This is a genomic window from Citrobacter freundii complex sp. 2024EL-00216 (assembly GCF_043945515.1).
GTDB lineage: Bacteria > Pseudomonadota > Gammaproteobacteria > Enterobacterales > Enterobacteriaceae > Citrobacter > Citrobacter portucalensis.
The window spans coordinates 159463-172946 of the sequence record NZ_JBIMRA010000006.1 but is presented as its reverse complement, the minus strand read 5'-3'; the positions used below and the strand labels follow the sequence as shown (position 1 = coordinate 172946).

General features: G+C 52.3%; 12 protein-coding genes. 3 read left to right on the top strand and 9 right to left on the bottom strand.

Translation table 11 applies throughout. The features are described 5' to 3' along the window. Positions 1 to 30 precede the first annotated feature (30 nt). The gene (locus tag ACHHZ7_RS10075) at positions 31 to 396 is read left to right on the top strand and encodes a DUF805 domain-containing protein (RefSeq protein WP_060683769.1); all 366 of its coding nucleotides are present in this window, start codon (positions 31 to 33) and stop codon (positions 394 to 396) included. Between the two features lie 108 nt (positions 397 to 504). Here ACHHZ7_RS10075 and yhaJ read toward each other — a convergent pair whose 3' ends face one another. Next, the gene (yhaJ, locus tag ACHHZ7_RS10070; RefSeq protein ID WP_003024855.1) at positions 505 to 1401 is read right to left on the bottom strand and encodes a DNA-binding transcriptional regulator YhaJ; all 897 of its coding nucleotides are present in this window, start codon (positions 1399 to 1401) and stop codon (positions 505 to 507) included. Between the two features lie 104 nt (positions 1402 to 1505). On the opposite strand from yhaJ, the gene ACHHZ7_RS10065 reads away from it, so the two are divergent. Together ACHHZ7_RS10065 and ACHHZ7_RS10060 are read left to right on the top strand one after the other, a co-directional pair. Continuing rightward, a complete protein-coding gene (locus ACHHZ7_RS10065) occupies positions 1506 to 2207 on the top strand; it encodes a pirin family protein (RefSeq protein ID WP_060683154.1) in 702 nt (233 codons plus the stop codon). A 26-nt stretch (positions 2208 to 2233) separates the two neighbouring features. Then, positions 2234 to 2383, top strand: a complete 150-nt coding sequence (locus tag ACHHZ7_RS10060; RefSeq protein ID WP_003828578.1) for a hypothetical protein — start codon at positions 2234 to 2236, stop codon at positions 2381 to 2383. 54 nt (positions 2384 to 2437) lie between these two features. Here the strand turns inward: ACHHZ7_RS10060 and ACHHZ7_RS10055 are convergent, their stop codons facing one another. The 8 genes from ACHHZ7_RS10055 to tdcB form a co-directional block, all read right to left on the bottom strand. Next, positions 2438 to 3748 (bottom strand): serine dehydratase subunit alpha family protein, encoded by a 1311-nt coding sequence (locus ACHHZ7_RS10055; RefSeq protein ID WP_008785880.1) that lies wholly within the window; start codon positions 3746 to 3748, stop codon positions 2438 to 2440. A gap of 24 nt (positions 3749 to 3772) precedes the next feature. Further along, positions 3773 to 5104: an amino acid permease gene (locus ACHHZ7_RS10050; RefSeq protein ID WP_020996346.1), complete on the bottom strand. Its 1332-nt coding sequence runs from the start codon at positions 5102 to 5104 to the stop codon at positions 3773 to 3775. A gap of 569 nt (positions 5105 to 5673) precedes the next feature. Further along, positions 5674 to 7038 carry an L-serine ammonia-lyase gene (gene tdcG / locus ACHHZ7_RS10045; RefSeq protein ID WP_048236822.1) on the bottom strand — a complete coding sequence of 455 codons (1365 nt, stop codon included), beginning with the start codon at positions 7036 to 7038 and terminating at the stop codon, positions 5674 to 5676. Positions 7039 to 7125: 87 nt separating this feature from the next. Next, on the bottom strand, positions 7126 to 7521 hold the full coding sequence (locus tag ACHHZ7_RS10040) for an enamine/imine deaminase (RefSeq protein WP_003828585.1): 396 nt from the start codon (positions 7519 to 7521) through the stop codon (positions 7126 to 7128). 13 nt (positions 7522 to 7534) lie between these two features. Then, on the bottom strand, positions 7535 to 9829 hold the full coding sequence (gene pflB, locus ACHHZ7_RS10035; RefSeq protein WP_043017750.1) for a formate C-acetyltransferase: 2295 nt from the start codon (positions 9827 to 9829) through the stop codon (positions 7535 to 7537). Positions 9830 to 9857: 28 nt separating this feature from the next. Further along, positions 9858 to 11066, bottom strand: coding sequence for a propionate kinase (tdcD, locus tag ACHHZ7_RS10030; protein WP_060683153.1), 1209 nt, complete (start codon positions 11064 to 11066; stop codon positions 9858 to 9860). A gap of 31 nt (positions 11067 to 11097) precedes the next feature. Next, positions 11098 to 12429: a threonine/serine transporter TdcC gene (gene tdcC, locus ACHHZ7_RS10025; RefSeq protein ID WP_008785886.1), complete on the bottom strand. Its 1332-nt coding sequence runs from the start codon at positions 12427 to 12429 to the stop codon at positions 11098 to 11100. A gap of 22 nt (positions 12430 to 12451) precedes the next feature. After that, positions 12452 to 13441, bottom strand: a complete 990-nt coding sequence (gene tdcB / locus ACHHZ7_RS10020) for a bifunctional threonine ammonia-lyase/L-serine ammonia-lyase TdcB (RefSeq protein WP_003828594.1) — start codon at positions 13439 to 13441, stop codon at positions 12452 to 12454. Between the last annotated feature and the right edge of the window lie 43 nt (positions 13442 to 13484).

Below are 13484 nucleotides of genomic sequence, written 5' to 3'. Positions count from 1 at the left end.
ACAAGTAATTGAATGCAGAACGAGGCAAAAATGGATTGGTATTTAAACGTATTAAAGAATTACTTTGGTTTTGGTGGCCGCGCACGTCGTAAAGAATACTGGATGTTTGTGCTGGTCAACATCATCTTCTCATTCGTGCTGGGTATTCTGGACAGAATGTTTGGCTGGGAGCGCGCCGGTGGAGAAGGCATATTAACGACGATTTACGGGGTTCTGGTCTTTATTCCGTGGTGGGCGGTACAGTTCCGGCGTTTACATGACACCGATCGTTCAGCCTGGTGGCTACTGGTGCTGCTGATCCCGATCGTAGGCTGGCTGGTGATCATCATTTTCAACTGTCAAAACGGGACTCAGGGGAGTAACCGCTTCGGGCCCGATCCCAAACAGTTATCCTGACGTAGCATATGTAGATGCCTGATGGCGCTGCGCTTATCAGGCCTACAACATACTCCGTCTTCCAGGCCGGATAAGGTGCTTCGCACCGCATCCGGCGTAACAGTCAGGCTATTTACCCGCAAACAGCTTGGGGATTTCCCGCAGACACCAGGATTTCGCCTCGCCCATGCTGTCACGACGCCAGGCCATAATAATATCTATCTCGCTTGTCGATTCCGGACTAACGACCCGCAGCCGACCAGCCGCAATATCCTCTTCCACCAGTGGGTACGGCATCGTCGCCACGCCAAGTCCTGCCAACAGCGCCTGACGTTTATCTTCTATCGTACTCACCGTCAGACGCGGCTGCTTATCAAGCAGTTGAACCGTCAGCACCGGACGTTCACGGGCGGTATCCGCCACCGCGATCCCACGGTATTTAACGCGGGTGACTTCCGATAACGGTTCCGGCTCCTGATGGATGGGATGATCCGGGGCCGCTACATAGACGTTCATCAGCGAGTACAGCTTGCGCGAGTTGATTTCTGAGGATGAGCGAAAATGCATATCCGGCGCAATCACGATATCCGCCCGCCCCTGCTCAAGACGCTCCCACGCCCCGGCCAGAACTTCGGTAATAACGGAAAGCTGGGTATTGGCCTTCCCGGCAAGCCTGTCGATCAGCGGGAAAAACGCCGCCGTCGGCACCAGCGCTTCGGTAACGATAGTCAGATGCGTTTCCCAACCGCGAGCCAATGCTTCGGCATCGGTAGTCAGTTTATCCGCAGCTTCCAGCAGTACGCGCCCGCGCTCCAGCAACATACGCCCAACGTTAGTAAATTTTGTGCGGTGGCCTGAACGGTCAAACAGCACCACGTCCAGCTCTTCCTCCAGCTTCTGCATGGTATAGCTAAGTGCGGAAGGAACGCGTCCCAGTTCGTCTGCCGCAGCAGCAAAACTACCGCGTCTGTCTATTGCGTCCATGACGCGTAACGCTTCAAGCGTTAAAGCCCTTTCTTTGGCCATCTCGTTCTCATTCAGGAAATTTGAACATACCGGGCAGAATATCTGGCTAACAATGCAGCGTCTAGCCATTTAACATAAAAGGAAGTAAAGAGAGGTCAAGAACTATGATTACTACCCGTACAGCCAAACAATGCGGGCAAGCAGACTACGGCTGGCTGCAGGCCCGTTATACCTTCTCCTTTGGACACTATTTTGATCCTAAACTGCTGGGTTATGCCTCGCTGCGTGTTCTGAACCAGGAAGTTCTGGCACCGGGGGCCTCTTTCCAGCCACGGACCTATCCGAAGGTGGATATCGTCAATCTGATCCTCGAAGGGGAAGCGGAGTACCGAGACAGCGAAGGCAACCATATCAAGGCCAAAGCAGGTGAAGTTTTGCTGCTCGCGACACAGCCCGGGATTAGCTATAGCGAACACAATATCAGCAAAGACAAACCGTTAACCCGGATGCAGCTCTGGCTGGACGCCTGCCCGCAGCGTGAAAACGCCTGTGTACAGAAAGCCACGCTGAGCACCGGTAAGCATCAGTTGCTGGCCTCGCCGGACGGTGAACAAGGCAGCCTGCATCTGCGCCAACAGGTATGGGTGCACCACGTTGAGCTACAGCAAGGTGAATCGTTGAGTTTTCAGTTACATGGGCCACGTGCTTATTTACAGTCGATTCACGGCAGATTCCATGCGGTGACGTCTGGCGCCGAAAAAGAAGCGCTCACCTGTGGCGATGGGGCATTTATTCGTGACGAAACTAACATAACGTTAGTCGCCGATACCCCGCTGCGCGCTTTGCTGATAGATTTGCCCGTATAGTCAGGGAAAACAATGGAGTACGACTATTGAGCAAGAAATCATCAAAAAAACGCCAGCCTCAGGTTGAGCCGAAAAAACAGGAAACAGTTACCTTCGGCTATGAAGAAATGCTGACAGAGCTGGAAGCGATTGTGGCCGATGCCGAACTACGGCTGGAAGACGAAGAAGCCGCCTGAACAGGCGGCTTAGACTTATGCCGGGTGGCGTCAACGCCTAACCCGGCCTATAGATTAATGTGCCTTACTGGCCATGATCTCAATAATCTGCTTGTCGGTTTCCTGCATCGAACGACACGCCAGCGCACACAGGTTAGCGATAGATTGCTCCACGTTATGCGCCACAATCCCTTCGTTGCCAGTTACAGCAGTATCATCCAGCGCCATCAGTACCGCTTTCCACGCCGCGGAAGCACTGGTTGAGACTTTCATCGCGCAGCTGTTTGAAGCGCCATCGCATATCATTCCGCTCACGTCGCCAATCATGCTGCTGATCGCCATCGCGATGGTGTTGTAGCGACCATCTACGATCCATGCCATCCCCGCTGCTGCCCCCATCGCCGCCGTAGTTGCCGCACACAGTGCAGACAAACGCGGAAGCTGATGATGGATGTAGATAGCGCTCAGATGAGACAACATTAGCGCACGTGCCAGTTTCTCCTCATCCGCACCAAAGTGCTCGGCCACCACCATCACCGGAACAGTCGCGGTAATGCCCTGATTACCGGAGCCGGAGTTGCTCATGGCCGGCAGCGTCGCCCCGCCCATTCGCGCATCCGATGCCGCACTGGTGCGGATCAGAATAGAGGTGGAAAGATCGTTCGCCAGCAGGCCACGCGCACACTGCTTCTCAAGCGTAGTTCCGATGTGCAAACCCCAGTTACCGCGCAGCCCTTCCTGAGACAGCGCACCGTTCAGTTTTGCCGCATCGAGGATAAAGCGGATTGACTCAAACGGTACCGCATTCACGAACGCCAGAATCTCTTCCAGCGAGGTGTGAGACAGTACCGCCAGCGGCGACTCCTGTTCCTCTTCCTGAGCATTCTGTTCTGTGGTGAACACTACGCCCTTATTGGTCTCAATGTGCACAATGTTGGTATGACCGCCCACAATCGTCACGCACGCCCATCCTTCAGCGCTGTAAACCTTCGCGCGGGAAAAGAGGATGTCCTCGCAAGGCTCCTGCAGCATCACCGCAACCTTGCCAGCGCTCAGCATCGCTTTCGCATCGGCGATCGCTTGTGGTGACGCATCTTTCAGTACCTCTAAACCGGCACGGGCATTTCCCCCCAGCGCACCCAGCGCCGCCGCGACAGGTAACCCGACCATTCCGGTACCCGGCACGGTAACGCCCATGCCGTTTTTCATCAGGTTCGGTGAGACCCACGCGTCAATGCGTTCAACCGCGCCGTCCAGCTCAGAGGAGGCAACCGCCGCCGCCAGAGCCAGAGAGATAGGTTCTGTACAGCCCAACGCAGGCTTAACTTCTTCCTGCACCGCGCGGATAAAACTATCCCATAATGGATTCAATGTAGTCTCAAACATAACAACAACCTTTGCTCAAATATCTCAGGAAAATGCCAGGAACGGAGAAACGCACAACAGCAGGCCCGTGAAAATAATCAGATACAGGGAAGCGCCTTTGTATTTGTGCAGTGCAGGAACTTTGTAGACCAGCCAGGCCGGGATCAGACAACCCACCATGCCGAAGATAGGGCTACAAATAGAGGTGAAGCTCAGCACCGGCGCGTTGAGCACAATTGCGCTCCAGGCCAGCAGGATGGCAAAAATCATAATGCCGCGCTGAACAAAGGTTTCGTTGATTTTCTCAGCCGGCATATAGCGGCGCAGAATGTTCATCACGATCCCTTGAGTCGCTTCACGGAAACCTAAGTAGACACCGAAGAAAGCGGTCATAACGGCGAAAATGTTCAGAATAACGCTGACGATTTTCACCCAGCCAGCACCCGCACCATTGATAAATTGCGCGGCAATCGCCAGAGCGGAAATGTTCTGCTCATAAGCTTTAACCGCTTCGTCGTGGCCCATCGCCAACGTGAAGGAAACGGCGTAGAAAAAGACGGTAACAAACAGAATACCGAACGCGATGTTCATGGCACGCAGGGCTTTATGGCGCGCCACTTCGATGGATTTGTTGCGTGAACGGTATGAGATAACCATCGGGCTTAAGGTCTGAATAAACAGAATCGAGGTCAGCGTAAACGGCAGAGTGATGATCGCATTTTTGATCAGCAGCGCCATCGGCGGCAGTGAACCCGCGTTATGCAGATGCCACATCCCTACCATCGACACGCCAAGCGCTGCCACAACCAGCAGCTTGGTCATTACCATACCGGTGGAGATTTTAAACAGCATTTGTTCCCCGCGTGACGAGATAGCCACCAGGATGCAAATCAGTACCAGGCCATAGAACGGGCTGTCGGACAGTAAACCTTCCGTCACACCAAACGTGTGCAGATAGGAGGCGCTGTCATTGGTGATGGCGGTGGAATAAACGAACATCCAGATAACCAGCATCACAAAATACAACGCACCTAACAGGATGCCCCAGTTCTTACCCAGATAGCCGCTGATCACGCTCGGGTAGTCTTTACACTCTGGGGACTCAGCCAGCGTGTTGATAAACAGGCGCTGGAACAGGTACATGGCTGGGTAGCCGATGATAGAGGAGAGCAAGAACACCCACAGCCCCATCAATCCTACCTGGACAGGAAGAAAAACAATCCCCGCGCCAATTGCCATACCGATACTCATAATGACCCAGCCGGTGTCCGTGCTGTCGAACTTAATGGCTTCACGCCATTCGCTTTCGGTCATTCCCGCCCGACGTGCCGGAGCAGATGCGTCGAGTATTACGCTACTATTCGTTGCCGTTTCCATAATTTCCCGCTCAATGTGTAGGTAGAGGTTTTTATATTTTTTTCGTACTGCATCAATGCGATACGCAGTACTTAGGTGCAGGTGAGCTATTGGAGTAATGAAGAAATCATACGCGCAGGATCAGAGAAAAACTTCACAAACAAACCCCTGTAATTTCTAAAAGTTAAGAAATATTTTCTCTTTTATATGCATGTATAGGATTTAAATTCTATTTTTGAAGCAGATCACAACAAAAAATGTACACCAAAGTGCTAATGCTGATCAGTTAACACCTCACCTTCTGCGTTTTTTGTTAAAACAGCAAAACAGATTTAACTGGAAGTCAGAGGGTTGAAGCGATGACCCCGGTCCGGCTGAAAATCGATGAGGCGTTGACGGCTGACCGGGACTGCCCGCAGGGATGCGGGCAGAGGGGACGGCCTGCATGGATGCAGGCTCGGCCCCGACCCGACAGGCAGACGGAATAAGACGAATAGCTCGCGCAGCGACGATTTTCCCGCCGGGAGCCTGGGATGCAAGGGAGCGGCGGCGCTTACGCCTTATCCGGCCTACAAACGCACCCTTTCATCTCAGGTACAGACCACTTTAATCGCCAGACCACCGCGTGACGTTTCGCGGTATTTGTCGTTCATATCTTTGCCCGTTTCATACATGGTCTCGATCACTTTATCGAGCGAAACGCGTGGCTCAGATGTGCGACGTAGCGCCATGCGTGCGGCGTTGACGGCTTTTACCGCGTTGATCGCATTACGTTCAATACACGGTATTTGCACCTGTCCAGCAACCGGATCGCAGGTCAGCCCCAGGTTATGCTCCATGGCGATTTCCGCCGCAATACAAACCTGCGACGGGCTACCGCCGAGCAACTCGGTCAGCCCGGCTGCCGCCATTGAACAGGCTACGCCAATTTCACCCTGACAGCCGACTTCGGCACCAGAAATAGAGGCGTTCATCTTATACAGCGCCCCTATCGCCCCCGCGGCCAGCAAGTAACGGGCAATGGAGTTTGCATTCACCGGACGGCGGAACTTGTCGTAATAGGCCAATACGGCAGGGATAATTCCACATGCGCCGTTGGTCGGTGCCGTCACAACCCGGCATCCGGCGGCGTTTTCTTCGCTCACGGCCAGCGCGAACATGTTGATCCAGTCAATAACGTTCATCGGGTCGCTGGACAGGTTATCGCTGGAAACCAGCAACCGGCGTAATGCCACGGCGCGGCGCGGGACGTTCAATGGACCCGGCAGGACGCCTTCGGTGTTCATGCCGCGCTCAATCCCGGCGTGCATGACATCCCAGATGGCGGCAAAGCCAGCATCGATTTCTTCTTTGCTGCGCATCGCCAGTTCGTTCTGCATCATCAGACCGGAAACGGACAGCCCGTTACGCTCACACAGTTTCAGTAGTTCGCTGGCGGAATGAAAATTGTAGGGCACGTGTGCTTCAACATCATGCGCCTGACCAAATTGCTCCTCTTCAACGATAAAACCACCGCCGACGGAGTAATAGGTTTTGCTTAATAGCGTCTCGGTGCCGTTCCATGCGGTGATACGCATGCCATTTTCATGGCGCGGCAGCGTTTCGGCGTGAAAAAGAATATTTTTATCTGGAGTGAAATCGACAATATGCGTGCCCTCTGCAACCGGTAAACGTCCGGTACGGGCCACTTCCTGAATAAAGCCAGCGATTGAATCTATATTAACGTTTTGCGGACTGTTACCGGCCAGTCCCATTATGATGGCGACGTCTGTCGCATGACCTTTTCCGGTCAGGGAGAGCGATCCGTAAAGATCGACCACAATATGCGTAGCCTTGGGGAGTTCCCCACAGCTGACCAACAGATCGATAAAGCTTTTACCTGCGTTCATTGGCCCCACGGTATGGGAGCTGGAAGGCCCAATGCCAATCTTAAAAATATCGAATGCGCTAATCATATCCACACCCTCGGATTGCCGTTCAGTGAAGACCAGGTTTCACACTCATTAAGGATCGGGGCGATCCTGAGATCGCCCCGCAAGGGATTACAGCGTGTCGCCACGTACGGCGATGGCTTCAATCTCCAGTTTCACATCCTTTGGTAAGCGGGCGACCTGCACGCAACTGCGCGTGGGGTAGATTGCCTTATGCTCATCAAAGAACTGCTGGTACACCTGATTAATGGTGGCGAAGTCGTTCAGGTCAGAAACGAAAACGGTCGTCTTCACGATATCGCTCACTTTCAAACCTGCGGACTCGACGATCGCTTTCACGTTTTCCAGGCTTTGACGCGCCTGATCGGCCACGTTTTCAGCCACTTCACCGGTCTGTGGACACACCGGGATTTGACCTGACGTCAACACCATGCTGCCCAGATCCACACCCTGTACGTAAGGCCCAATCGCCCCTGGCGCACATTCGGTTGCAATTACTTTTCTCATAGTCCCTCCGGCGTCAGAGCGCCTGGGTGAAAGTACGTGAAATAACATCCTGCTGCTGTTCGCGGGTCAGCGCGTTGAAGCGCACCGCATAACCAGACACGCGGATCGTCAGGTTCGGATAGTTTTCCGGGTGCTCAATGGCATCCATCAACATTTCACGGTTCATAACGTTAACGTTTAGATGCTGACCACCTTCCACATGTGCTTCATGGTGGAAGTAACCGTCCAGCAGACCGACCAGGTTGGTTTTACGCACTCCATCCTCTTTGCCCAGCGCTGCCGGCACAATGGAGAAGGTGTACGAGATACCGTCTTTGGCATAGGTGAACGGCAGTTTGGCAACCGAGGTTAACGACGCCACCGCACCTTTACGATCGCGGCCGTGCATCGGGTTCGCCCCTGGCGCAAACGGCGTACCTGCGCGACGTCCGTCCGGCGTGTTACCGGTTTTCTGTCCGTACACCACGTTGGAGGTAATGGTCAGAATAGACTGCGTCGGCACCGCGTTACGGTAGGTTGGTAACACCTTAATTTTCTTCATAAAGCGTTCAACCAGGTCGCAGGCAATGCTGTCTACGCGCTCGTCGTTGTTGCCGTATTGCGGATAGTCGCCTTCGATTTCGAAATCAACTGCCAGACCATTTTCATCACGAATCGGTTTCACGCGAGCGTATTTGATAGCCGACAGAGAATCCGCCGCCACGGACAGACCCGCCATACCACAGGCCATCGTGCGATAGACATCACGATCGTGCAGCGCCATCAGCGAAGCTTCGTAGCTGTACTTGTCGTGCATGTAGTGGATGATGTTCAGCGCGCTGATGTACTGCACGGCCAGCCAGTCCATAAAGTGGTCCAGGCTCTCCATCACCGTGTCGTAGTCCAGCACGTCATCCATCAGCGGTGCCGTTTTCGGCCCGACCTGGATTTTCAGCTTCTCATCCACGCCGCCGTTGATTGCATACAGCAACGTTTTGGCGAGGTTGGCACGTGCCCCGAAGAACTGCATTTGCTTGCCGATAACCATCGGGCTGACGCAGCAGGCAATGGCATAGTCATCGCTGTCAAAGTCGGCACGCATCAGATCGTCGTTTTCATACTGCAAAGACGAGGTGATGATAGACACCTGGGCGGCGTACTTTTTGAAGGCTATCGGTAGCTGCTCAGACCACAGCACCGTCAGGTTCGGCTCAGGTGCCGGGCCCATGGTGTGCAGCGTATGCAGATAGCGGAACGAGTTTTTCGTCACCAGCGTGCGGCCATCCAGTCCCATACCGCCGATAACTTCGGTCGCCCAGATTGGGTCGCCTGAGAACAGGGTGTCGAATTCCGGCGTACGCAGGAAGCGCACCATACGGATCTTCATAATGAAGTGGTCGATCAGCTCCTGCGCCTGCTGCTCGTTTAAAATTCCCGCTTTGAAGTCGCGCTCAATGTAGATGTCGAGGAACGATGCGGTACGGCCCAGCGACATAGCGCCACCGTTCTGCGATTTCACCGCAGCCAGGTAAGCAAAATACACCCACTGCACCGCTTCCTGCGCATTACGCGCCGGACGGGAGATATCGCAGCCGTATTTCGCCGCCATTTCCTGCATTTGCAGCAGGGCGCGACGGTGTTCAGACAGCTCTTCGCGAAGACGAATCGTGGCTTCAAGATTCTGGCCCCACTCCAGGTTCGACTGGAGATCGGCAAACTGCAGTTCACGCTCACGTACCAGATAGCGGATACCGTACAGCGCGACGCGGCGATAATCACCGATGATACGACCACGACCATAGCCATCCGGCAGGCCGGTCAGCACGCCGGATTTACGGCAGCGCAGCATATCCGGAGAGTAGGCGTCGAATACGCCCTGGTTATGGGTTTTACGCAGTTCAGTAAACTGGTATTCAAAATCAGCATCCATCTCACGACCATAAGCATCAAAAGAGCTTTTGATCATGTTGATGCCGCCAAACGGATGCAGAGCACGCTTGAGCGGCTTATCCGTTTGCAGACCGACGATTTTTTCCAGTTCTTGTTCAATATAACCCGCATCATGCGCGGTTATCGTGGTAGCAATATTGGTATCGAAATCAACCGGCGCGTGCGTCGAGTTTTCAATACGGATGCCCGCCATAACTTTTTCCCACAATGCAGTGGTCGCAGGCGTTGCTTCGGCGAGGAAAGATTCATCCCCTTCATAAGGCGTATAGTTGTGCTGAATAAAATCACGGACATTAATTTCTTCTTTCCAGTCCGTACCTTTAAAGCCATTCCAGGCTTCGGCATACAGCATATCGCTGGTATCGATATTTACCTTCATGAAAAATAATCTCTCTGCTGAAATTTAATTATGCAAATTCTACTGGTGTATTAATTTTGCCTAAGGCAATGGCATCACGCGCAATCATTTTCTCTTCATTTGTGGGAATAACCGCACAAATAACACGAGCATCTTTATTAGAGATAATTCTTTCGCCATGGGAATTTGGCAGGCTATTCATTTCGCTGTCGATATTCACCCCTAAAACGGCGAGATGTTCAATAACCAGACGACGAATTAATACCGAGTTCTCACCAATTCCGCCGGTGAAAATAATCCCATCAAGACGATGCAGCGATGCGGCATGTCCGGCGATATGGCGTGCAATACGATGCACAAACGTTTTAATCGCCAGCTGCGCACGCTCATGTCCTTCGTGCCAGGCTTTTTCTAACGTACGTAAGTCAGAGGACAGACCGGAAATACCCAGTAAACCGGACTCTTTATTCACTACGCGCTCAAGGTCGCCGAGCGTCTGGTTGGTTTCGCTGGCAATCCACGCCATCGCGCCGAAATCGACGTCGCCGCTGCGTGTGCCCATCATCAGCCCTTCCAGCGGCGTCATGCCCATTGAGGTATCAACGCTCTGTCCATTACGTACCGCACAGATTGACGCGCCGTTCCCAAGGTGCGCCACAACCAGACCGGAGTCATCACTCTGCAGGTCAAGAAGCTCATGCGCCCGTTGAGAAACATAGCGGTGCGACGTGCCGTGGAAGCCATAACGACGAACGCCCAACTCCTCAAAATATTTCCACGGTAAACCGTACAGATAGGCTTCAGGAGCCATCGTCTGGTGGAAGCTGGTATCAAATACCGCCACCTGCTGCACGCCTGGGAAAAGGTGCTGAGCAGATTCGATCCCACTCAGGTTCGCATAATTATGTAACGGGGCTAATGGCGATACCCGGCGAATATTATCGATAACTTCGTCAGTAATAATTGCTGATTCGGTAAAGATATTTCCGCCGTGGGCAATGCGGTGGCCAATTAAGGCCACACTGTCCATTAAATTACGTTTCTCCAGTTCAACGGCAATTGCTTTTAATGCGTCTTCGTAGCTGTGGTGAGCCAGCTTAGCTGGCTCTCCTCCATTAATTGCTATGAACGCATTTTCAGAGTTAATACCGTCTGCAATTCCCGCCATTAAAACTTCACAGTTTGCTGCATCCAGCACTGAGAATTTAATGGAAGACGAACCACAGTTAATAACCAGTACTACCGGAAACTCATTCATTTCACTACTCCGCTCATCCTGAGCTTAAGGATTAAAACAGTTTGTAGACGATGTTCAGAATGGTCAGCAGACCAATCACGGTAACAAACACGTTATCCAGACGGCCACGGTATTTCGCCAGTGATGGCGCTTTACGGATGGCATACATCGGCAGCAGGCAGAGCAGAGAGGCAATAATCGGCGCGCCCATTGCTTCAATCAGGTCCAGGATGTTCGGGTTGGCGTAAGCCACAACCCAGGTGGAGCCCATGATGAAGATCATGCTGATGGTATTAAGTTTGCCGGCAGAAACTTTCGTTTTATCGCCTTTGTAACCAAACTTCAGCACCAGACCGTTCAGACCTTCCAGCGTCCCCAGATAGTGGCCGAAGAAAGATTTGAAGATAGCAACCAGGGCGATGATTGAAGCACCGTACTCCAGAACAGTTGCGAAGGTGGACTTCGTACCGGACAGTGAAGCGAAGTGGTTTGCCAGGTAAGACAGCACAGGAATGTTTTGCGCTTTCGCATCCGCCATGTTTGCCGGAGAGAGCGTGAACAGGCAGCTAAAGGCGAAGAACATTACCACCGCAACCATCAGCATACTGGCGCGGGAGATGATTTTAGAACATTTCTGCTCGGTGAATTCGCGACCGTAATCTTTCTCATACTCTTCGCGTTTAGAGACGACGAAGGAAGAAACGATTGGCGAGAAGTTGAAAGAGAACACCATGATGGAAATACCCAGCCATACGGTAACCAGGATGCCGTCATGGCCAGTCAGGGCGATATTGCTGATATCAACCTGATCGATAACCGCAGAGTTCCAGTAAGGAATCAGTGACAGAGAGATAAGCACCAGGCTGGCAATGAACGGCCATACCAGGTAGCTCATCACTTTAACCATCAGATCTTTACCAAACCAGATGACGAATGCCATCAGCAGCAGCAGGAACAGCGCCACGAAGCCACGGTTTAACGCTGGCATCTGCAGCTGGTTTTCCCAGAAGGTCATAAAGGTGTTGGTAATGGTGACGCCATAAATCCACAGCAGCGGACAAATCGCAAAGAAGTAGAGGAACGTGATAACCACGCCGCCCGTTTTACCAAAGTGCTCTTCAACCGTTTCTGTGATGTTACCGGAAGGGTTAGAACCGGAAAGACACAGGCGTGCCAGCGCACGGTGGCAATAGAAAGCGATGGGGTATGCTAACACCAGCATGATCAGAATGGGGATCAGTCCGCCAAAACCTGCGCGGATAGGGAAGAACAGCACCCCAGCGCCGATGGCTGTACCAAATAAACCCAGTGTCCAGGTGGTGTCCGATTTGCGCCAGGACGACTGTTTTGTCTGGCTGGATACAATGCTATCAGTAGTACTCATATCCTATCCTCAACGAAGTATATTAAGCGTCAACTAAACCAGTAATTTGAGATACACGAGAAAGGTCGATATTACCGCCAGAAATAATGCTGACTGTTTTTCTGTTCTGGATATAGCTATCTAATTTCCCGCTTAATAATGCTGCGCATGCCAGCGCGCCGGCACCTTCAGTCACAACTTTATTTCGCTGAATTAATGCCACCATGCTGTTGCGAATTTCATCTTCGCTGACCAGGACAATGTCATCCACCAACTCACGAACAATTTCATACGTTAAAGTACCCGGGCGGGAAACGTCACAACCATCCGCCAGGGTGCCGGTCGTTCGGTGCGTGGTTATTTCTCCAGCGTGGAAAGAAGCCGCCATGCCGTGAACGTTTTCAGACTGTACGCCAATAATTTTAATGGTCGGGTTAATAGATTTAATTGCCACCGCAATACCAGCAATCAGTCCACCACCGCCAATTGGCACAATCACGTTATCGACATCGTACAGATCTTCCAGAATTTCCAGACCAATAGTGCCCTGACCAGCAATAACTTTCGGGTCATCATAGGGTGGAATAAAGATACGGCCTTCAGTTTCCACAATCTCGCTAACCTTAGCGATTGTGTCGTTGAAGTTGTCGCCGTGCAGCACAACTTCTGCGGAATAATCGCAGGTTGCCGCTACTTTAGACTTCGGTGCGCCTTTCGGCATCACCACTTTGCCGTCGATTCCGAGCATAGCGCAGGAGAGAGAAACACCTTGCGCATGGTTACCTGCAGAGCAAGCCACCACGCCCTTACATCTTTCAGCTTCGGTTAATGAACTGAGCTTGTTAAAAGCACCACGGATTTTAAATGAACCGGTACGCTGCATGTTTTCAAACTTGAGGAAAATTTCCCCTTTGCAACGTTCACTAAAATAGTTAGAGCGAGGCATTCCCGTTTTATAAATTTTCCCCGCAAGTCTTTTTTTCGCTTCGAGGATATCTTCAATTGCAACTGGGAGATCGTATGTAATGTGCATTAGAACCTCTTACCTGGGTATTAAAGTAAATAGATAGCCGTGA